19 protein-coding genes are annotated in these 20,821 nt (G+C 43.1%); 5 read left to right on the top strand and 14 right to left on the bottom strand.

What is annotated here, in order from left to right; all coding sequences use genetic code 11:
* Positions 1-343: 343 nt before the first annotated feature.
* The 10 genes from ACLGLO_RS06935 to ACLGLO_RS06890 form a co-directional block, all read right to left on the bottom strand.
* The gene (locus tag ACLGLO_RS06935; RefSeq protein ID WP_492128170.1) at positions 344-490 is read right to left on the bottom strand and encodes a hypothetical protein; all 147 of its coding nucleotides are present in this window, start codon (positions 488-490) and stop codon (positions 344-346) included.
* Between the two features lie 172 nt (positions 491-662).
* Positions 663-1,565, bottom strand: a complete 903-nt coding sequence (locus tag ACLGLO_RS06930; RefSeq protein WP_492128169.1) for a hypothetical protein — start codon at positions 1,563-1,565, stop codon at positions 663-665.
* A 385-nt stretch (positions 1,566-1,950) separates the two neighbouring features.
* On the bottom strand, positions 1,951-4,986 hold the full coding sequence (locus ACLGLO_RS06925; RefSeq protein WP_492128168.1) for a protein NO VEIN domain-containing protein: 3,036 nt from the start codon (positions 4,984-4,986) through the stop codon (positions 1,951-1,953).
* Positions 4,949-5,386 carry a hypothetical protein gene (locus ACLGLO_RS06920; protein ID WP_492128167.1) on the bottom strand — a complete coding sequence of 146 codons (438 nt, stop codon included), beginning with the start codon at positions 5,384-5,386 and terminating at the stop codon, positions 4,949-4,951. The genes ACLGLO_RS06925 and ACLGLO_RS06920 overlap by 38 nt, the downstream gene beginning before the upstream one ends.
* 6 nt (positions 5,387-5,392) lie before the next feature.
* The gene (locus ACLGLO_RS06915) at positions 5,393-6,664 is read right to left on the bottom strand and encodes a DUF499 4th domain-containing protein (protein ID WP_492128166.1); all 1,272 of its coding nucleotides are present in this window, start codon (positions 6,662-6,664) and stop codon (positions 5,393-5,395) included.
* Positions 6,649-8,226: a DUF499 family protein gene (locus ACLGLO_RS06910; RefSeq protein ID WP_492129168.1), complete on the bottom strand. Its 1,578-nt coding sequence runs from the start codon at positions 8,224-8,226 to the stop codon at positions 6,649-6,651. Before ACLGLO_RS06910 ends, ACLGLO_RS06915 begins: the two co-directional genes overlap by 16 nt.
* Before the next feature lie 20 nt (positions 8,227-8,246).
* Entirely contained in the window at positions 8,247-8,816 is a 570-nt protein-coding gene (locus tag ACLGLO_RS06905; RefSeq protein WP_492128165.1) for a DUF499 family protein, read from the bottom strand.
* Positions 8,816-11,467: a DUF1156 domain-containing protein gene (locus ACLGLO_RS06900; RefSeq protein ID WP_492128164.1), complete on the bottom strand. Its 2,652-nt coding sequence runs from the start codon at positions 11,465-11,467 to the stop codon at positions 8,816-8,818. The genes ACLGLO_RS06905 and ACLGLO_RS06900 overlap by 1 nt, the downstream gene beginning before the upstream one ends.
* A 5-nt stretch (positions 11,468-11,472) precedes the next feature.
* Complete coding sequence (locus ACLGLO_RS06895; protein WP_492128163.1) at positions 11,473-11,808, bottom strand: DUF1156 domain-containing protein; 336 nt, start codon at positions 11,806-11,808, stop codon at positions 11,473-11,475.
* Between the two features lie 12 nt (positions 11,809-11,820).
* Positions 11,821-11,979, bottom strand: coding sequence for an AbrB/MazE/SpoVT family DNA-binding domain-containing protein (locus ACLGLO_RS06890; RefSeq protein ID WP_492128162.1), 159 nt, complete (start codon positions 11,977-11,979; stop codon positions 11,821-11,823).
* 89 nt (positions 11,980-12,068) lie between these two features.
* On the opposite strand from ACLGLO_RS06890, the gene ACLGLO_RS06885 reads away from it, so the two are divergent.
* Positions 12,069-13,289: a hypothetical protein gene (locus ACLGLO_RS06885; RefSeq protein ID WP_492128161.1), complete on the top strand. Its 1,221-nt coding sequence runs from the start codon at positions 12,069-12,071 to the stop codon at positions 13,287-13,289.
* Positions 13,290-13,303: 14 nt separating this feature from the next.
* Positions 13,304-14,833, top strand: a complete 1,530-nt coding sequence (locus ACLGLO_RS06880) for a hypothetical protein (RefSeq protein ID WP_492128160.1) — start codon at positions 13,304-13,306, stop codon at positions 14,831-14,833.
* On the opposite strand, the gene ACLGLO_RS06875 is transcribed toward ACLGLO_RS06880, so the two are convergent.
* Together ACLGLO_RS06875 and ACLGLO_RS06870 are read right to left on the bottom strand one after the other, a co-directional pair.
* Entirely contained in the window at positions 14,834-15,814 is a 981-nt protein-coding gene (locus ACLGLO_RS06875; protein WP_492128159.1) for a BlaI/MecI/CopY family transcriptional regulator, read from the bottom strand.
* 47 nt (positions 15,815-15,861) lie between these two features.
* Positions 15,862-16,170, bottom strand: a complete 309-nt coding sequence (locus ACLGLO_RS06870; RefSeq protein ID WP_492128158.1) for a hypothetical protein — start codon at positions 16,168-16,170, stop codon at positions 15,862-15,864.
* A 77-nt stretch (positions 16,171-16,247) separates the two neighbouring features.
* Here ACLGLO_RS06870 and ACLGLO_RS06865 point away from each other — a divergent pair, with 77 nt between their 5' ends.
* Genes ACLGLO_RS06865 through ACLGLO_RS06855 form a run of 3 tightly spaced genes read left to right on the top strand, consistent with a single transcriptional unit; the run spans position 16,248 to position 17,249 of the window.
* Positions 16,248-16,448, top strand: a complete 201-nt coding sequence (locus ACLGLO_RS06865) for a HEPN domain-containing protein (RefSeq protein ID WP_492128157.1) — start codon at positions 16,248-16,250, stop codon at positions 16,446-16,448.
* Positions 16,423-16,884 (top strand): hypothetical protein, encoded by a 462-nt coding sequence (locus ACLGLO_RS06860; protein WP_492129189.1) that lies wholly within the window; start codon positions 16,423-16,425, stop codon positions 16,882-16,884. The genes ACLGLO_RS06865 and ACLGLO_RS06860 overlap by 26 nt, the downstream gene beginning before the upstream one ends.
* Positions 16,794-17,249 (top strand): hypothetical protein, encoded by a 456-nt coding sequence (locus tag ACLGLO_RS06855; protein ID WP_492128156.1) that lies wholly within the window; start codon positions 16,794-16,796, stop codon positions 17,247-17,249. Before ACLGLO_RS06860 ends, ACLGLO_RS06855 begins: the two co-directional genes overlap by 91 nt.
* A gap of 108 nt (positions 17,250-17,357) precedes the next feature.
* Here the strand turns inward: ACLGLO_RS06855 and ACLGLO_RS06850 are convergent, their stop codons facing one another.
* Entirely contained in the window at positions 17,358-18,164 is an 807-nt protein-coding gene (locus tag ACLGLO_RS06850; protein ID WP_492128155.1) for a hypothetical protein, read from the bottom strand.
* 1,322 nt (positions 18,165-19,486) lie between these two features.
* Entirely contained in the window at positions 19,487-20,806 is a 1,320-nt protein-coding gene (locus tag ACLGLO_RS06845; RefSeq protein WP_492128154.1) for a hypothetical protein, read from the bottom strand.
* Positions 20,807-20,821: the final 15 nt, after the last annotated feature.

The raw sequence follows: 20,821 nt of genomic DNA, 5'->3' as shown, positions 1-20,821 counted from the left end.
CCTAGCTGCCTCCTAGCTCATAGTTTCACCATTAGCATACAGACAGTCTTCCTCATATATTTTGGTAGCAGTAGGTTGTATTTGCATGCTTCTTAACCTGGTGCCTGTTGGTGCGCTACCTAGCAACTTCAGAGAATGCACAGAGAAGCATATCCATTTGCAAGGCCAAGTTCCTTTTCTTAGCCCCATATAGTGTGGCAGAAACTCCTGTCATTGAGGCACACTATTCCTCGTAACAATACTGGTACTAGGTGTCTCAACCCTCTTGTCCAGGTTCCACAGCTCAATCATTCTGAGTACAGAGCGAGGCTGTAGTCTATAGTTCCATCATCTCTGAGTATGCCTAGGGCCTTAACTTCTCCCATACTGATACAAACTCTTCAAATTCTTCTCCAGATAGTGGCTTGACGTACTCTTTTGACTGGAGACTTCCTCTCCAAGAGCCTACATAATGTGACCCAGCTGATATCTGCCTCTTCTTGTTGGCCATGATAATCAAAAATAACGAGCCATCATAAAAACGTTCATTTACTACTAGTTTAGACTTTATGGTTTCATTGTCGCAAGGTATTGGTGGTGTCAGCCAAAAAAAAGTCACATCAAGTGAAAGAGGCTGTTGGAGTGTCTACATACCACAATGGTATGTATTAATCTTTTATTGATTATTTAGTGCTTGCTAGCTTGAGTATTAGGCTTGGATGTCTAGTATGTATTGGAATTAGCTTCTTCGGTTTTATTGAGTCTAATATGTTTCTAAGTTCGTGTGGATAGTAGTGTCCTGAGAGTCTTACTCTGTAGAGCTGTATTCCTAGTGTGTATAGCCAGTATGCAAGTGTTTCCTCCTCGGCCTCTGACTCAGCCTCCAAGGGCTCTGGTGTAGTTATGATAGCCGTAGAACCTCTTGGCAATTTTTCTCTCCAAATACTCATCTGCCTGAGCATTTCCAGGAAACCCACGGGTTCTTGTACTAGTAGATAGCTACCAGGATGCTCTAACACGTCCTGTTTTAAACTAATGTAGTCTACTGGTGCTAGGGATGGTTTCTCTAACTCAGCTGCTACGGCCAACTCTAAGTTATCCATCCTGAACAAGGTAAGCCATTGTGGGAGAACGTCAACTAGTCTAAAAGATGATATGACGACTCTTCTACCATTGAGCGTCGCAAGTTCAGAAATTGCTGTGAACAATTCGAAGTCTAATGGGTCGATTGAGATTATTGTCAGCCCACTTTCCATGAGAACTTTGTTCAAAATGCTCTTGAACTCTTCGGGACCTATAGGCGTTTCTATATCACCTATATTGGTTCCCTCTATTAAAGCAATGTCAGTGCTTCCGGAGCCAAGAGCTTTCTCTAAATTTTGTATGGTATTAATTCTGGGGCCTAGTGGTCCGTTAACTCGTAAGTCACCACTATAGAATACCGTCTTGTCGTGCCCATTGTAGACTAATGCGTAGGAGGGGTAAGCGCTATGGCTTACCGGTATAGGGGTTACTCCAAGCTCGTCTTCTTGGTATGGTTTTAGCTCAATGACGTCTACGTGTAGCTTGTGAGGCAGTTCAGCCATCCATGTAGGGGTTGCCTTATACTATTCCTCAATCGCTTCAAGTATGCTTATTGACGGAACATAGACCCTGGTTCCGGGAGGGAGTGCTCCAAGTAATCCTAAATGGTCCAGATGAAAATGAGATATGTAGAGTGCCTCTATACCCTAGAATACATTTAATGGCGGTATAGCGCCAATGCTTCTCAGCTCGTTTATGCCGCAGGGGCTGTATCCTCCCGCGATAGTACTTCTTGAGCACCTGGAACCTAATACCATTGTCAAATACTATCTTTCTGTTTCTGTCCTTGACGACTACGCAGTTTCCACCAATCTCTCTATACCCGCCATAGAACTCAAGGGTTATCGAACCCTCACTTACAATCAGTTGCGGGTTCAAGATTGACACCTACTCTGGCTTGAACCTATACCTCCTAACGCTGACCTCATTCCACTTCATGTTATTAACAGGGTCATGGACCGCTAAGAGCCTAGGCTTCTCCGTTCCAATCCCATAGACTATATAGAGCCAATATCTCTCGCCTTTCTCCCTGGCAACCTCAAACTCTGTCTCAGTAAGCTCTATTTCGAGGTCTAAGCCAGACTTCCCCTTAACCTCTATAAACCGTATCTCGCCAGTTCGAGGATTCCTACTTAGAATATCAAAATGCTCTTTCATACTGACATCCTCTGGTATTCTTCCTGACCCTTTCTCGTATTCCATGGCTAGTCTCATTGCGATTTCTTCTACTTCCTTGACTCTAATTGGTGGAACAGTCCCGCCAGTACTAGCTTCGGAAGAGGTTGCGAAAATAATTGCTCCAAGATACTCAGACATATCGCTGTATACACTCAAGTCCCTGGGTTCCCAATCTTGATGACGTGTGCTAAATCCCAGCCTCTCAAGTTTCGATACATATTCAACTAATTCCTTTGTCGCTGATAGTGCGACTCTGTTCAGGACAGTCTTTGAGGCTCTCACCTTGAGGGCTTGTAGGAGTTCATCCGAGATATAGTAGTCCTGTGCACTAGATATAACTTGGCTTGGCGATAAAGCATTAGCAATTACATCAAGTAGTTTCCTTTCTCTGAGCAACTCGATAGAACTAGCCTTAACTCCGACTCCCACGGTTTCAGAATAAACAGGTATATTCTTAAAGAATATAATAACCTTGAATAAATGTAACTCCTTCAAATCCTCTAGTTGCGCCGAGGAGACTAGGTAAACAGGTTTGTCTATGCTACCAATATTTGAGAGAAGTGATACAGTACTACTATAAAAATCATGTATATTATTTAGCCTAAATGTGCCTGCGAATACCCTATCCCCATCAATTTTGGTACGTAGCCCTCCTAGCTCTGCTGTTACTACGAATAGTTCTCTGAGTATCCTATCTAGCTCATTTCCTCGGAAATCGCCTAGAACGTCGCTAAGTAGCTTTTCAATTCTAAATGCAACATTTCTCCTACTTAGCCCTACTCTTTCAAGGTTTTTCTTTAGAGACGCTAGAGCATTTATAATACTTTGAACATATTGCTCTAGTCCATTGCGGCCCTCACGCATGTATGTTAATAGTGCTTTGTACTCACTGTATCTTGGTGTTCCCTTCGCTACATCAATAGGGATGGTTGTAGAACCTTCCTCGGTCATCATGTCTATGACTACTTCCTCTCCAATAGATACCCTGGATTCTTGGAGGGAACGGCCCCAGGCTAGTAGCTTCTTGTATAACACGTCTAGAATATCCTTGTCACTCCTATTGGCTGGAAACAGTGTATAGCTTGTTACCTCCTTCTCTTGACCAAGCCTCCATACTCTCCCAAGGCGTTGCTCTACTTTAATAGGGCTCCAGGTGGGCTCATAGTTTATAATGATGTTTGCTACCTGTAGGTTCAATCCCTCCGATGCTATGTCCGTTGAGATAATGAGCTTTACCCGTCCAAGCTGGAGGTATCGTTTCAAGTCCTCAATACTGGGCCTTCTATACCCCCTCCAGCCTGGAATAATTATTCCGTCGGAAGTAATGAGTGCCGTCTCATCAATTATATTAGGCATGTCTTCCTCTAACTTTTCGTAGATGTAGCTAGCGGTATCCTTATACTCCGTAAACACGACAATCTTGTCTCCCTTATCTAGGTGCTCTCGTATAAGCTTGAAAACCCCTCTTAGCCGGCTATCGTTAGGTTTTTCGATGCTTTTCGCAAGACTGGAGAGCCGTTTTAATACCTCTAAGTCTTGTTCTTCTAGAAGGACACTGCATTTCTCTGCAAACTCGTTGATATGCTCGTCAGGTTCTTTCACCTTGTCCGAGTCCCCTACTTCGCCATAATCCTCAAAGCCTAGACCCAGATAAGCCTCAACCATGCTTTCAGCTTCTTCATCGAGCTTGCTTGCTTCAACTAGTGAGGGGGCCTTTCCCTCAACTACCAGAGACCTCCTATGCAACATTCTCTGTAGAGTCAGCATAGCAGCACGCGGGCTCGATGAAGCCCTCTTAGCTATGAGTGCAAGTAGCAGGGGAAGAGCTTTAGGCTCTTCTCCAACGAACTCATAGTACTTCAATAGTTTATCTCTAAGGAAACGGAATAGGAGTTCATTAAACTCGGCCTCTTCACGTGTAGCGCCTATGACTCTAGCGACAAATCTGGCTTTCTTGAATATTTCTCTATGCTCGTAAACCTCGTTTACGTCCATCTTTGTTCTACGTATTACAATCGAGTCACGAGTGAGCATGTAGAATGAATCGTTATCTAGTTCCTTCTCACCTAAAAGGTAAGGGTCAACAAGCTTTAACCTGGAAATATAGTCGATAGCGTGTCCTCTATGCGGAGTTGCTGATAGCAGAATGATGTTTCGATTCGTTTTCTTTGCCAACTCCTCTACAAGTTCATACCTCTCAGTAATTCTCTTCGCGCCTGACACAGTTTTTCCTACTCTATGGGCCTCGTCAACGACAACTACATCCCAGTCTGCACTAATTATCTTCGGCAAGTGTTCCTCCCCCTTAGCGAGGTCGATAGAAGCAATGTACCATCCTTCGGGGAAACCTTGCTGGGCGAGAATAGAGACGTTACTCCTCTCTATGACCTTTGCGTGAATCCCGAACCTCTTAAGCTCTGACCTCCATTGCTCCACAAGAATCCTAGGAACAAGTAGTAGTACCCTTCTAACTCCATCTCTTTTTTCAAGGAGTTTAACTGCGAGTATTGCCTCAATGGTCTTACCTAGTCCTATTTCATCACCAACGAGAATCCTCACGGGCTTACGGAACGCTAATCTTAAAACCAACTCTGTCTGATGGGCAAAGGGCAGTACTGGAGGGTCAGCTCTAGTATTCAGGATAAAAAAGAAGGGATGAAACTCATACCCCCTAATAATTCTGTAGAGAAGGTGTAGGGCCTGCTCTCTAGTCGATTCTGTGGAGGACCCTGAAGGCCTTTGCAACCCCGCACACCCCCCAGAAACCCCTTTTCTCGTACTCTTCGAGGATTTTGCTGTACCAGAAGATTGCCTCGAACTCACCAAGACCAGCTATCACTTCAACAACCTCTGATATTTTTGAAGATGCTCTCAGACACTGTCTACAACCAGCCAGAATAATCAGCTTTCTCAAGAGCTCCTCTGCTCTAGCCCCCTCCAAGTATATTGTCTTACCAGTTCTACTCCGGCCCACCGATCCATTCGTCCTTTCAAGGAAACCCGAAATAACTCCGCGCTCACAATGAGCAAGAAATACTTTACCGCCTGTTGAACTGTAAAAATGGATGACCTCTACAGGTTTCCTATGCTCTCCAATCCTTCTAATGGAAAAACGCAGGACTACTCGTTTCTTACTCTCATCCATGGGTTATCACCTCTCTTCGAATACATTGTAGGTCATATAGTTTTCAATGTCTCTCACCTCATCTTCAGTGAATTTTGGAGCCATAATGTACTCTCCACTACGTGGCCTTAACCTAATCCGATACCGCATGTGACTCACAGAGATTCCGTATCTCTGCGCGATAGCCGGGAAAATGCTCTTCACGTCATCGAGAGCCACGCCATTGAGCTCTAAAGTTGCTTTGGGCCTCCTATTAGCTATTTCAGCTTCTAGTTCAAGTACTGCTTCCTCGACTTCGCACTCCGAACCGAATTTTGTGTCTATTATCCTAAGTGGTTTGAAGTTAAAGGCAGAGACCTCGACTTCTACTAACGAGATCTTCGTGCCCTTAGGCGGAACACCCTTGATCGCTTTAGGACCTCTCGGCTTAACTATGATTGTTACTGAGGAAGTTTTTAGCACCCCTCCTGAGGCTCCCATAATACTCACTTCATAGCTGTATGTACCTGGCTCCTCTGGTACCTTTATTCTCCAATCTATTGTTGCTGACGGCCTCTCGCCACTGATACTGAGTGCTGTAGAGCTCAGTTCGCCGCTCGTAGCTGTCAGAGATAAATCTCCTTTGAAATTGCCAACTCTCTCTATAAGTATCGTTATTGTCACCTCTTCGCCTGGAGAAGCAGTTACTTCGTTCTTGTCTAGTTTAACGTCTAAACCCTCCTCCATGAACTCCGTGATTCTAACTAATGGACTATATTGGAGTGTCTCAAGGTCTAAGCCCTCCAAAGCCTTAGATACAGGCACTAGGTTTCCATCAATATAGAACGCGTACCATATCCTTCTTATTCCACCAGCAACCCTCTCTTCTTTGACCTCCTTCAGACCTTCGAGTTGTTCCTGGAGAGCCATTTTCCATGATAGTATCAAATCAGCTGCCTCTAAGTTATCTGGAGCTGCTCCTACCTCCACCGAAGGAGGGTTGCAGTCTTGTCTAGACCTACATTCATGCACCTTCTTGAAGAATATCTTGCCTGACCTCTTTACTCCAATTCTTAGTTTTTTTACACCATCAATTAGAGCGTCTCTAATGGTCTCTTCTTTCACCATGGGTAGTCTGGGATTAGAGTAGAAATAGTCAACGATATCTGAGACTAGTCTTCCGGATTCCCCCTCGGTTAAGTTGATACCGACCTGAGATAGCATGTATTCGAGCTGCTCAAAGTCCAGCTCGTCGTATAGTTTTGGAGGTCTAGTGCTTCTAAGAGCACGTGTAGCTGTCTCGATTATAGTATCTGCCATAGATGCTCCGTAAGCTTGAACGTGTTCCTATGACTGTTCTCATCGAAGGTTGGATACGCAACAAGGTTTAGGCCAGTAAGTATATTTATGACAAGCTTGCCCTCTACTCCTTCCATTCCCTTACAGTACTTTTCAAGCTTCTTCCTCATGACCTCACGGACTTCGCTATCCTCGTAGGTGGAGTCTAGCTCATCACCTACTATATCACACGCAATCAAGTGCTTGGCAAACCCAATCATCTGCGAAACACTATTACTATCACGTGGATATATAAGGTAGACAGTGTTAGTGTATCTTCTCGATCCACCACTCGGTGTCTCATAGATTATTTTCTCTACTTCGCTCTCCCGAACAGGTGAAAGAATAGCCGCCAATATGTAGTCTCTAGACTCATGGTCCACGAGTTTGGGCTCAGCTAAGACCAGGCTGGAGCTGGCGTTGAAGGGCGAGCTTGTCTCTCCTCCCCTTTGGCTACGCCTTTGCGAACCCAATACTACATCCTCATAAGGCTTAGTTAAGAGCTTCCATGCGTACTCTTCGACCTTTTTAAGCGCCTCATGGTCATCCACAGTTCTAGCCGTCATCTCAACCCTCCGTATAGGTGAGGCGAACTGAGTAAACCAGTAGCGTCCACCCTCGCTTAGAAGGTATACAAGGTTGCTAGAAGCCCACTCCAATGCATCTAGGTAGTCCTTGGGTTGCAGATTAAGCTCTCTCGCCATGCTAGGCTCGAAGGATGATATTATGACTTCGTGTTTATCAGGGTATAGTTGATGATGTCTTGTCGAGCCAGCATAAACGAAGGTTTTAACGAGTATCGTCTTAGCTATAGTCTTGGCTAGCTCTGGTCTATCATATCTCTTAGTTCTCTCAACCACATCCTCTTCCACTACAGTTGCATACTGTCTATAGAGTTCGTGAGAGAGCAGCGTACCCCTTATCTCTCTGTCCTCAACATCGATATGGAAGGGCATAACGAGTTCAACAGGGTTCTTCGCCTCTGCCAGCTTCCTGATAACCTTCCTAGTAATCCTGATAGAATCCCTGGTCTTCTCTAGACCCTCATGCTTATCCACAATGTCTACAAGGGTCTCAATATAGGATGGATGGAACGGGTAAGTCTTCTCGGCTAGATGAGTCTTCCTAACTGCATCCTCCCCGAAAAACTCCCTGTTCTCCTCGGCTCCATATATCTTGACGAGGCCGGAGGATACCGCCTTAGCCGCTCTATGATCTATGCTCTCGAAAATCCTCACCTTGAGTATGCTCGGGATATCTGAGGGGGCTACAGGAACTATCCTCCTCGACGCAACCCTGCTCACAGACTTATATAGGCTTGTAACCACGCTGAGCTGAGACTTGTAGCGCTCCTCAACCTCGAGCCCTTCCCCCCTCTCTTCTAGAGGCATTGAAACTATGAGGACAGAGCGCCTAGACAAGTCGACAGCCTTGGCGAGAGACTCAACGAACGCCAAAACCTGGTCAGCATAACTTCTGAGCCCGGGGTCGCCGGAGGACTTAAGCCTGACAACGTAGTCAGCGAGCTCATCAACTAGAATCAGTACGGGCTCGTCCCCGCAGTCTAGCTATCACGTCGGCTGGGGGGGGCTAGTAGTTTCTCATCGTTCTCCCTCACCTCTCCGAGGCGGCCTAGCTGGTGTGCCAGAGACCCCCAGATAGTCTGGACCCTATAGCCACCAAGAACAATTAGAGGGTTAACCGGGGTCGGGGCAAGCTCGCTAAAGTAGCCATCAATCACAACTACTCTTATACTACCTATCCCGGACAATTCATCAGCTAGCCTACGAATACGCTCCCTTGCCTCACTATCCTCAGTCTTAGCCTCCAAGAGAGCAGCCGGGTTACGGAAAGCATTATAGATAGTGAGCAATGTGTGAGTCTTACCGCCGCCAAACAGCGATAGAAGCATGACCAGCTTATTGCCGCCCTTATCCAGGAGAGCGTCGGCAACATTCTCAAGAGCCTCAGCCATATGTCTGGTGACAAGAGTTCTCCTAAAGAATTCAACCGAGTCAGTGTATATCGTCTCCTCTTTACCCAAGTGTACTCCTCCTAGGCTCGGAGCCGCCTTCTCGTCAAGCCTAGGCTCAAGCACGTCACTCCAAAGCTTAGCGTGGTTTAGGAACACCATCACCTACCACCCCGTAGCCATTTGTCAAGACCGGCCTGGCCAGGTGCAAGCACACTAACAACACGGTTCACAAGCTCACGCTCCGGGTCATTAGACGGGAGAACCTCTGCAAGAAGAAGAGCCAAGCCTAGAGCCTCCTCATACAACGCTGGATACCTGCCACGAAGCTCTTCAACCCTCCTAGTAAACTCGTTCTTAGGCAGAGTCACGGCAAAGTACTCAAGGAGATGCATCATGTCTATGGCAGTCCGGATTGCGGGATTTCTCGGATTAACACCCTTCTTCTCCAAGACAGATCTCACGGAACGAGCCAAGTCATGCTCCCCCCAAGCAGGCTCAAGTAAACGGAACTTGTCACGTTCTTGCTCCACGACCCCGAATTCCTTCAACTTCCTTACTTCATTACGAGTGCCAATAGCCAAAATAGCTATAGTACTCCTGTCTAGAGTCCTCCTAACCTGACGGGGCCTCCTCGCAATGAGCACCTTACCCAGTAGATAGAAAAGGGATGCACCTATAAGCCTCCCAGCAAGCTCTCCTCCTCCAAGAACGCGGGCAATAGCCTCGGCCGTAGCCGGGTACACGTACTTCTTCACAAGCTCATTAGTGCTCTTAACACCAACAACCCTCTCATACTTAGTGAATACCGATAACACGCAGCCTAAAACGCCCACAAACAGGTTAACGCCATCAAACCCCTTCTTTAAAAGGGTTCTCGCATACTCCGTACACTCGTCAAGAGCCTTGAAGTGGGCCTCATCAACATGTATCTGGCCGACCACATCCTTACGCCAGACAGCGACAATGCTAACATCGAGGCCAGCCTTGCCACAAGCCGTGACACGGTGCCTAGACTCAGTAACCACCGCATGAGCTGCCGATACCTGGAGACCGACACCCCTCCAACCAGCATCGAGCAAAGCCTCCCAAGCATCCGGGCTAGTATGAGCATAATACGTAACAAGAACACCATTACCAACTAGCCTGTCAGCCATATTTTGGAAGGAATTAAGAAGGAGACGCTTAAAATATCCTAACCTTCCAACATCTTCCCCAAAGTACGTAGCACGTCCGTCACTTTCACTAACCTCCTTATCAGCAAAGTACTTCCACTGAATCTCAGTCTCGGTTCCGTTCTTGAAGAAAGCCTCAGCAATGAAGCGAGGTTGTCTAACAACTAGGCCACCCACATCAACGACATCGTTCAGAGCACGCTTAAGCCACACGTAGTAGAAGTCGCTTAGCTCAGCATATGGCACATCATCACTATAAGGCGGATCCGTTACAATAACATCAAACTTCTCACCATCAAGCTTTTCCAGCTTGGTAGCATCGTCAAGCAGAACCCTAACTCTGCTAGGACTACCAGAAACATTGGAGATAAGATAAGACAAACCATTGACTTCTTTTTCTATGCATTTAATCCAAGAATTTGTTCTTATCAATCCTCTAGTAATGGCAAAAGGATTAGTATCACCCCAGTTCCATTGCATAGCAATGCCTCTCATCGATAACGCATGTGCTACTTCAACACCTATGGGATTTGATGGATGTAGTAATGTGACAACATTATTATGGTCTACAAACCTTGCTATTGCTATTGCTAGGTATGTTGTTACTGCTTCTGCGTATCTGTATGCTTCCTCCTTGCTCCAGCCCTCCTTCAGCTTCTCTTCTTCAACTTTCTTACCGACTTCGCGTATGAGCTTGACTAGCTTGACTAGGGTTAGGAGCTGGCGTGGATTGAAGAGCTTGAACCATTTGCAGGCTCCAGTAGATGTACATATCATCAATTGTCTTCTCTCGTATTCTGGTATTGGTTCTATTGGTATGTCTAGGTCTCCCCATATCCGCCTGAGTTTCTCTAGTGCTTTCCAGAGCTTCTCGTTATCCTCCTGTGTTGTCGGCTCAAATACTAGGTCGTTACTGGCTATCTTGACTTTGACTAGGAGTCTCGGCCTCGCCTTAGCTGTCTCCCTAAGTGCTTGGAGGTCTATTTGCCCTGAGAGGTATTGCTCTAACTTCTGGTTCCAATCCTTTATAGCCTCCTTGACATACCATTCCTCTTGTCCTTTCCTTATAGTGTTGTTGCAGTGGAGACAAGTGGTAATCTCTCTTCTTGGGTCAATGTTTTTCTGTGGCACTCTGTAAGTCTTGCCATCAACTACTATTGTGCCTTGGCTGGCGTTAACCTTTGCTCTTAGGGTCTTTCTTCCCAGCTCCTTGTTTAGGTCTACTATTTTGATTGCTATGCGCTCCCCAGCCTTGACCGGTTCCATCCATGCTAGCCGCTTGAATGTGCCGCTCCTTGCGCCTTCTTCCTCTTCTTCCTCTCCTTCCTCGCTCGCTTTTTTGGATACGCGTGCTAGCCACCAGTTTCCTACTAGCGATGTCCACCTACCGCAGTGTGGGCACTTTATCTCCCATGTGCCTATGTAGGCTGCTGTGTCCTCGTCGTATAGCTCCCTTATGTCTGGGTCTTCCCTGAGCTTCTCTGTTATCCGTTTGCCCCAGTGCTCCACGTCCTCGACTAGCTTCTGTCCCAGGCCCAGCTCGACAGCCCACTTCGGATATTCAAGAACCGCTTTTAGGAACACGTAAGCTGTGGGTAGTAGCTCGGCTGCAACTATCTCGCCTACTCCGAGCCTCATGGCCTCTAGGGTATGCTCCCAAAGCCCGCGAAGGGGTCCAGTAGCTCGGCTTTGTTGAATATCTCCCTCCAACTAGGTGGTATATTCGGGTTTTTCTCGTGCGCAATGCTCTCGGGAAAGCGCAGGTTATACCGGAACTCACCAGGATTAGTATCCGCAGGTAGCAGCGCTCCAGCTATAACGGCTCTAGCACCAGTTAGGGGTTTCCGAGTCCACCAGAACACCATCTCCCAATAAGGTGGACGACCACCACCTTGCTTCTCCTTAGCAGAAGCCTCATTGACCTCATCAACGGGAAAGTCTGGCGTCTCGATGAACCTCTTGTCGTTTCTACTGCTCACGGTTTCCACCTTTCACATGTTTCTGATAACAATTTTGCTGTCCTCAAAAAGCCATGCTACTTCATCTCCTTCTCGCAAGTTCAATAGCTTGCGTACTTCGCCGGGTATGGTTGTTCGATTGTACTTTCCGACCCGGGTAATCCTGAGGAGCTTCCTGCCGGCAATGGACACTCAGTAAACACCACTATATAGTTTCTTGTAGTGAATATTATAAATATCGTTATCGTTGTAGGATTATCTATAGCGTGGTGTAGGTTCTAATGGACGAGACTTTGAAAGCCAAGAAAGGCCTCATAACTAAAAAGCTAGGCCAGCTTCGGAAAAATCAGTTGTTAACGCTGGCAAGAGCCTTTGACCTAGACGTTAGTGAAGCTATGAGGAAGGCAGATATTATCGATGAAATTGTAAACAATAGGTTCAAGGAAGTCTATGAGTTCTTTGAGAACCTGGAGAAGTTGAAAAGAGGCCTCACTATGTCACAAGCACTTAAAGTTGCAACAGACGTTCTTGGGATTTCTCCTAGCGAGCTACTCAATGTAAAGAGCAAGAGAGACTTACTTGTTATCAATTATGTGAAGTTTGGGATTAATCAGGTTTCAAGCAAAGTAGACGAAATGCTAGATTATGCGAATAAATTAAAGGGTGGAAGGATAGTACGTCATATCCGAGTTGTAACTAAGAAACCTGTCAGTTTTGATGATATTATTTCTAGGCTTAAGGAGTACCAGGAGGAGTATAATAAGAATAGTTTCTTCTGGATTCTCGTAAATGCCAGAATCCAAGGAGATACCTTGAATATTGGTGCTCACGAGGAATATTCTATCAAGTATACGAAGGAATTCGACCCATACCCGTCTATTAGGAGTAAGGAGTATAAGCCTCTTAAGGACCTACGACTAATCATTAGAAAGATGAATGATACAGAATTCGATGCTATTGCCCATTATCGTGTCGATGAGTACAAGAAATTAGGTACCAATCTTCTTGAAAGAATATTTCCGGAAGCCTCCATCGAGTTTATCCACAAGAACATTGCTAGAGATGTGACCGAAAAAATAAGTGATGCCCTCTTAAGTGTTGAAAGAATTGAATCACTATTTGACAGCTTCAGAGAGATGAGGGATTATACTAAGAACGTGGTGCGAGCCTCGAATCTAAGCTATGAAGAACAAGGTGCCCTCCTAAAGGTTCTAGACAACATAGAATTAGTTGGGTTCGCAGTAAATAGGGAAGACTTTAGCTTCGTTATTGAGACAAAGGACTTCAAGTCCTTCCTGAGTAGAGTCTCGTCTCTGCTGTTAACTGATTTACTCAAACAGCTAGTAAGCTCCTATGGAAAAGAGGCCGTAACTATAGAGATGCTAGTCAATGGGAAACCTGTTACAATATCCCTAGCTAAGGGAGTAGAAGGGGCTGGTCTTAGTGAAGAGGAATACAGAGCTTTAGAGCTCTTCGCAAACACGATTAAGGAATCGTTATAGGCGGTGAAGAGCAGATGAGAAGGAGCATCAAGAGCTTGTTGCCCAAGTTTCTTAGAGTATTAGACGAACCCCGGGGCTATAGGATTGACGCCAAGCTACTTCAAAATTACTTAAACCCGGAGGAACTCAACGAGCTCGTTTCTATGAATGTTCTTGAGTCAATAGTACGGGTAAAAGAGGGCGAGGTACTTGAGTCCCAATTCAGGGTATCAAAAATAGACAGAGAACAAAGAATCGTTCAATTAATTAATGTACATAACCCGGGTCCTCCTGAGATTAGGCCCTTACATGAGTACATGGACTATAATATTAGAATAGAGCCTTTTATGATGGCGTTACTAGAGTTAATTGCTGAAAAACTTGAGCTCAAATTACATCTCGAAGAAACTAAGTGCATGGCCTTGTCGGATTATGTCAAATGTAATGTTATATTGAATAGTAGGGAGTTTGCGTTTTTCTTTCAGTTTAAGAGAGTGTATATACCAGAATTTTTGATAGAACTGGCTAGGAATGTTGAGCTTAAGAAACCCGTGGTACTGGTGCTTTCTTCTAACTCTATTGTAAATCTAATGAATTTTGTTGAGCTTGTTACAGTTGGGGCCTTAGCCTATATAGTGACGTTTGTGGACTTAGCGAGACTCATAGAGGGAGATAGGGAAGTTATTAATGATTTTGAGAAGTGGCTAGGTTACGTCTTTGATGTTTTAGAGCTTGAGGATATTGTGTTATCGCGTTTAAGAGATGAAAGGTTTAGGGAATTACGTGAGCTTCTTGTGAAAATTGATACTAATCCTAAATATCTAGTTACAATGTTATCTTTGTTTAAGGTTGCGCAGAAGGCCAAAGGTAAAGATGCTTGGAAACTTTTTGAGGACCTCGTGGGTGTAGCATTGTCTTTCCTTTATGGTGGGGAAGTATTTCAGTTAGGGTACAAGATGGGCTTTGAGAATGTCCCAGATAGCGTTTTTATTGTTAGAAGAAGTAAGCCCGAACCAGGCCGAAGCGAAATAGAACTCGTCGGTATGGTTGATGCAAAATCTGGAGAGTTTGAGTTAAGTCCCTATGATGTATCAAAATATGAGAAGTATTTTGACCTCATACGTGAGTATCCTTGGATAAGTACGTCAAGTGGTGGTCAGCTGGTCATCTTGTACTTTGTTACATTAAACAATTGTGACGAGATAAAGAGAAAGTATTATCGAAGTAGCGAGGATAAAGGCTTGAAAGGTTTCTACAATGAAATGCAAAGTCTACTGCGAAGTAACGAGTACATAGCTGTACTACCCGTAGAATCACTTCTCCTATTCATCGATAACTATATGAGCGCTATTAGAAGAATGAGGCTTCAGCGTGCATGGTCCAGTATATATGATTTTTATAGAGCTATTCTGAGACCAGACAGTAAGTACAGTGATTACATTACGGCAAGAATTGCTGATAGATTTTACTGCATAGATTCTCAAAAGCTCAGGAACCTAGTTAAATCAGAATCAGAGTTTGCAAAAGACATATTAAACGAACTACTTAAAATTGAGAAAAACTAGCTAAGTAAAGCCTTGCTGGCTTAATGGAAATATGTTTCTTCGTTGGGTTCGTAGATGTGTTCGTAGGGGGTATACTGGCTTGATTTCTCTCTTCACCACTAGTTTGTCTGCTATGTTTTCCTCGTATAGCATCTCGTTCATATTGTTGTCCCGTAGTCTTGCTCCAATGTCTCCGTCCTCGTAATGTATTATCTCAACATTGTATATCTCGTCGCCGTATCCAATGTAGCCCTGTCTTTTGAGTTCGTAGTGCAGTCTGCGGGATAGCTGGTTGCTTTCATAGTACTTCCTAACATATTTATTGGCTGTGTTCATCGCATCTAGGTGCTCCTGGCTTTGCTTGCACATTATCCCCTCTCTTAGTCCCAGGAGTTGGAAGTATTGGGAAAGTAGCTGGGAGTAGAAGTAGTGGCAGAAATCCGTTTTCTGCTCGCAGTAAACGAACATAGCATTTAGCCACATCAATAGGTGGCCCGTCCCCCTCACTCCAGCCAAGCTGTATACTAGGAAGTATGCTGCCGCCAGGGAACCATGCTTTCTAGCTATCTTCTGCGCCTTCCTGAACGCAATTCTGGCTAAGTAAGGCTCCTTAGCTGTGCTCCCCTCAATGTGCGAGGACTCCTCCTTTTTGTCCGTGTTTACACCTTTAAGTGAGGGTGTTATCCTTACCTGCGTCTCATCTATCCTACTAAATGCTACTTCCTCCCTTGTCACCAGCGGGTAGTATTTTCCGTCCTCACTCTTGCTTACTAGGCCTTTCTTGATCATGCGCCTGAGTATAACTGCTACAGTAGATTTCCTTACGGGACTACCGCGGGCTAGTTCGTACGCCTTTTTCAGCTCAGTAAAGCTGACTCCATTCGCGTAAACCTTCGTAACAAGGTACCATAGTACTCCCTGCGCTCCGAGCTCCTTGTATATCCTTCTAAGCCTAGTGTAGTATCTCGCTACGCTCTTATCCAGGTTCTTAGGTAATATCAAGAAACCAAGTGGTTCAACGCCGAGAGTCCTTCTTTCCGTCTGCTCTATTATCCAGAAGTCGAAATAGTAGAGGCCCGGAAGTGCCCCTTCATTGACTCTATCTCTATCTCTGAAACGAAGGGTGCAACGCTGCTACCCGGGCTAATTGCAATGCTAGCTATAGATTGCGGGAAACCCTTTTCATATATATCGATTCTGTGGCCTGGAGGTCCATTCACTGCGAGAGAGAACGTTATGCTCTCCCCAGGATACACTACCAGGACATTGACATTCTTTGAGCTGCTCAGTGCTTGCTTCTCTTCCTGACTAGCTTCCTCTGCTCTTTCACGCCTTTTATCTTCAAATAATAGACTCAAGGCGCTCACCATTATTAAAATAGGAGTGAAGCAATAATTATGGGAGACAAATAATCATAGTCTTATAGTGAGAAGCGTTGGACCAGAACAATATTGTTATCGCCAACAAGTTCTTGGAGATTGCCAAAGAGGACTTGAAAGCCGCCGAGGTACTATATGTGAACGAATTGATGCGTCCAAGTCTTTATCACTTAGAGCAGGCATCCGAGAAAATACTAAAGGCATACCCTTATTGGCGTACTGTTCAATCCCATGAAGTTTTTTGTCAATACTGCTGAAAAAGTAGGTACGGCAGAAAAGTTTAGAAATATACACAACAAGTTAAAAGATGCCATAAAAAAATATATAGACCCAAAGAATTTGGGTCACTACTTCAGCGAGTTTACGAATAAATTCCTCCCAGAACTATTTGAAATCTATTGTTCGAGAAGACTAGTCGACTATGTAAGCTTAACCGTGAGTGCTTGGCTCTCTAGCAAGGAAATAAGTAGAGAGCGTGTAATCGCCAAGGTCGTGAAGCAAGGAGTTCCTATGGAGATAGCAGAGAAAGCGTATGACCTGCTTATCCTCACTCTCTCACTACTAACACCTACAGCTATAGTGGGAGATGACCGGAAGGAATTGTGCGAAAAGGCAAAGTCAGAGTTCGGGGCATTCTTAGAAAAGCTGAGAAACAAGAAAAGCCCTGTCTCGAAAAAACAACTCCCTACATAGAAGATGAATCGGCCGAGAAGGCATATAACGATATAATATCAAAATATAATAGAGAACTTCTAGGTAAGAAGATTGGAGAAATACTAGGAGCTGCGAGCCTTAATGATATACTCCCAAAGAGCATCCTTGAAGAAAAAATAGAGGAATTACTAAAATTCCTCATAATAAGTAATGTTTTAATCTTTATGATGGTCCCGCTACAATTCTGTCTATCCAATTACTATAACGCCACACTATATGGCGATGGAACAGTCCCAGAAGAAGAGTTCAAAGCCATACCTATCACCATAGAGAAGCTGAACCACCTCCACGAGCTAACGAGAAGTCTAATATCACTGAGCCTACAGACCAGCCAGCAGGCCTAGATGAATCCGGGTAGACGCAAGCCGTCCGTCTATTCCCAGAATGGATGCGCCTACCCCATAATGAGTAATGGCTCATTCTCGGATAAGGTCCGGTATAACAATAAAGTTTTACTTGTTATTACTAGAATCATTAGGATTATTGTTTAGAAATTCTTTAACTAAATCCAAGACATCCTTTCCAAATCTATCGCTTAGCTTGCTAGCTGCATCGACCGCCCTCTCTAACCTCTCAACTTTTTCCGTGCTGGATGCTCCACCATGAAACAAATTATTCCTAATATCGCACACACACCATTCCTTTCCTTCAACTTCGTAATTAAAGCAGATACCATACTTTTCTCTTATTTCATCTATTACATAAGAGTTTAGGTCATCATAGCCCAGAACCCGTTTCACGAATATCTCTAGTGCTATATAAAAGTATATGAATCTATCCACAGGGTCATAGTCTACAGCGCCTTTATTCCAGAATTTTAATGCTCTTAGAAGCCACTCTTCCTTAATATTATCAAGCCCTTTAATCTTACCAAGATATCGTATTAGTTCTCTCTTAAAATCTTCAGGATTCTTACTTACCTCTGCTACAACGTGCACTTTGATAACTTCACTTAATACTATACCAATAGTGCCTGCCTCTTCATAACGTAAATTTATATCGCTAGGATTGAATTCCATGCCACAATTTGTCATAAGTATGAGACACGGCAGTACCTCTTTCTCAATACGGTCGGCCAGAATCTTTCTAGCCTCATTCTCGTCCGTTATATCGAGATTTACAGAAATTTCTCCATGAAAAACTAAGTTCTCGTCGTCAAACCTGATCTTGAATTCTTCAAGAACAATTTCACTAGTAGGTTTGACAACAGTATTGCAGATAGGCTTTATATAGAAATAAGCTATCCATTTCCTAGACACCATTATCACCATAATTTATAGTCCATCAGACCCTCTGTCAATTATTCATAAAAGTTTTTCCTCTAATACCTGTTTTGGCATAGGGTTCTCATCAGCGAAAAACTTCAAGTACAAAAAGTGGTTAAGGAGTAGATACAACGATAGTTTCCATATAGAAATCGTTAAGTTATCTACCCTCGATACCAGCAAGGTCACTCAGCGGATAAATTAAGATATCTTCCTAACTTCTAGTATTATTATTTTTAGATAGACGCATCCCCTTCGAAAATAACCGAGCGCCTTGTGTCTACCTGACGAGGTAGCTAGTGCTAAATGCTGAGGGATGTCTTCAAATCATATGCTGGATTGCCTTGCTGATGTCTGAGGTTGATAATTATTTAATGATTTCTACAGGGACACCAACATGATATATATCCTCATACCCCTCCTTAAATAATTCAAAAATAATTATTAAGAGTCTTTGAACTTCGTTAATGTTATAATGGCGGTATTTTTTGCTAGGGCAGTTCTTTTATTTAATAACTTTGATTAAGGCTTACTTCCACCTAATTAGGGGATATACAGGTAAAATTACAAAATAGGAGACAAATAGATAAGGTTGCTAAAAAGTGGGACTATCTCCCACCGAGATATGTTAGGATTTTTACACTCCGAAAAATGAGAAGGTGCTGGGAGACAATGATGTTTACTGTTTTGTTGTCGGGAAATTTTGAGATTTGAGTGTCAGTCGGCGACACTATCGACACTATATGGATTTACCCGCTGAAGCTGATTCTATTTATATCAGAATATAGAACATATAAGCAGGGTGCTGCAGGATGCCGCTAACATATATGCTTGACGAAAAATGGTGCAGGAAGATACTCAGCAATCAAGAGGAGACTAGTATTGATGACTCAGAATGGATACGCAATGCTTGCCGCGAGTGGTATACCGACCATGAAATTCCCAGCAAATAAAATCTTCAACTCTTCATAGCAGGCGCAGCGTCGATAGCGAGGAATATCATAATGGTATCCATGGAGGATAATTTGAAGGTTTAAGGGGTATTTGTCTTCCAGCTTTCTGTAGTAGATACCTTGATGGTATCTACCTCCAATTATTTGATGGTTTCTTGAGAGGATATCATAATGATATTGAAGGTAGATATCATGCCGGTTTCTGGAGTAGATATCATTAAATTATCTAGAGGGGAAGCCCTTAAGATTTCTATACCAAATAATTTGACGATATCTCCCGGGGGACAAATCCACAATATAGCACATTTTATATTCATAATTTATCTAATTTAAAAATTTATATAATAAAACAAATATAAATTTTTAATGTCTAAACAAAAGAATAAAAGTTAATATTAAAAGTATTAATGTCATAGTTGAAATTAGAATATTAATGATAGCATTACCTATGTTCTCTGTGGCTTTTTCTAGAGAGACTTGTTTTTTACTATCAATAACTTTATCTATATAATTCCTTACTTCAGGAAGCCTTATCGGCTCTAGGCTTAAGTTCCTGTAAAATAAGAATGCATCATTCAAATATGACGGAGGAAAGAGTATATATTTTAAGAATTTTATTAACAATTTATTTTTATGCGGATTTAATAATTCCTCATACATATACCTTAAATTCTCCTCTATGAACCCTGAAAATTCTAACGACAATAAGCCTAAATATCTTAGTGGGGGATACTCAGCTATTAAGTCGTATTCATTATATTTGCTCTTTCCATTATTATCTATGTGTAATTTACAGCTACGCTCATTGTAGAATTTACTACTACACACATTGCCCCCACTATCAATAGAAGGCAAAAGTGTCTCACAATGATCATAATAAATATCTTTAGGAAATCCCGCAGAAATTGAAACCATCCCTCCAGGCTGGAAGAAGTTTCGATAAAAATTAGCTGTACTAAAGTTATACTCATTGAGATAGCTTTTAGCTTTACTTTCATCTATTCCTTTGGGATGGAGGATAAGTAATCTATATATATTTATGTAATTATCTTCCCATTTTCTTATTTGCTCTTCATTTAAGTTACATACGGAAATGTAGGTATAAAATGTAACAGGATACGTAAATTCCCTGTGTTTAAACACTCCTTCTTCTCCATTCAATTTCATTAGCTCCCTTAAAGAATTAAAAGGGATATTCTCGGGTTTACTCTGGTAATTGATGTATATTTCACCATAAATTCTTGATATCTTTTCGAGGAAAGCGTCATCTTTATCATTCCAATTAAAGTTTTGTTTCTCAAAAATAAAATGGATGTGAAGCGAATAAACATTATGATAATGGTTCTTTACAAGTACATAATCTAGACGAACTTTTCCTTCTAGTTCTTGTGGACTACTTTCTACGCTATAGCCCAAATATTCTATTTTTAAATTTTTTAAGTAAAAATCATTATAAAAGAATTTATATGCTATATTATAGATGTGTTCAAATTCTTGCTTTATAGTATTTTTCTGATCCTGAAGTAATTTTTCATTTTTAAACTTACTTAATATTTTATCAATCTTATCTTTTAACTTTTTACTCTTGGTAGAAAATATTAGGACAAGTGTAATATAGATACGTGGATTTCTACAGGAAGAGTTATCCTGCTCTCTCTTTCTTTCCAGAGAGCTACTAATCAAAGAGTAAACACCAGT

Source organism: Fervidicoccus sp. SLHALR4 (assembly GCF_058692745.1).
Note: the sequence above shows the minus strand (reverse complement) of the source record. Positions and strands in the feature narration are given on the sequence as shown.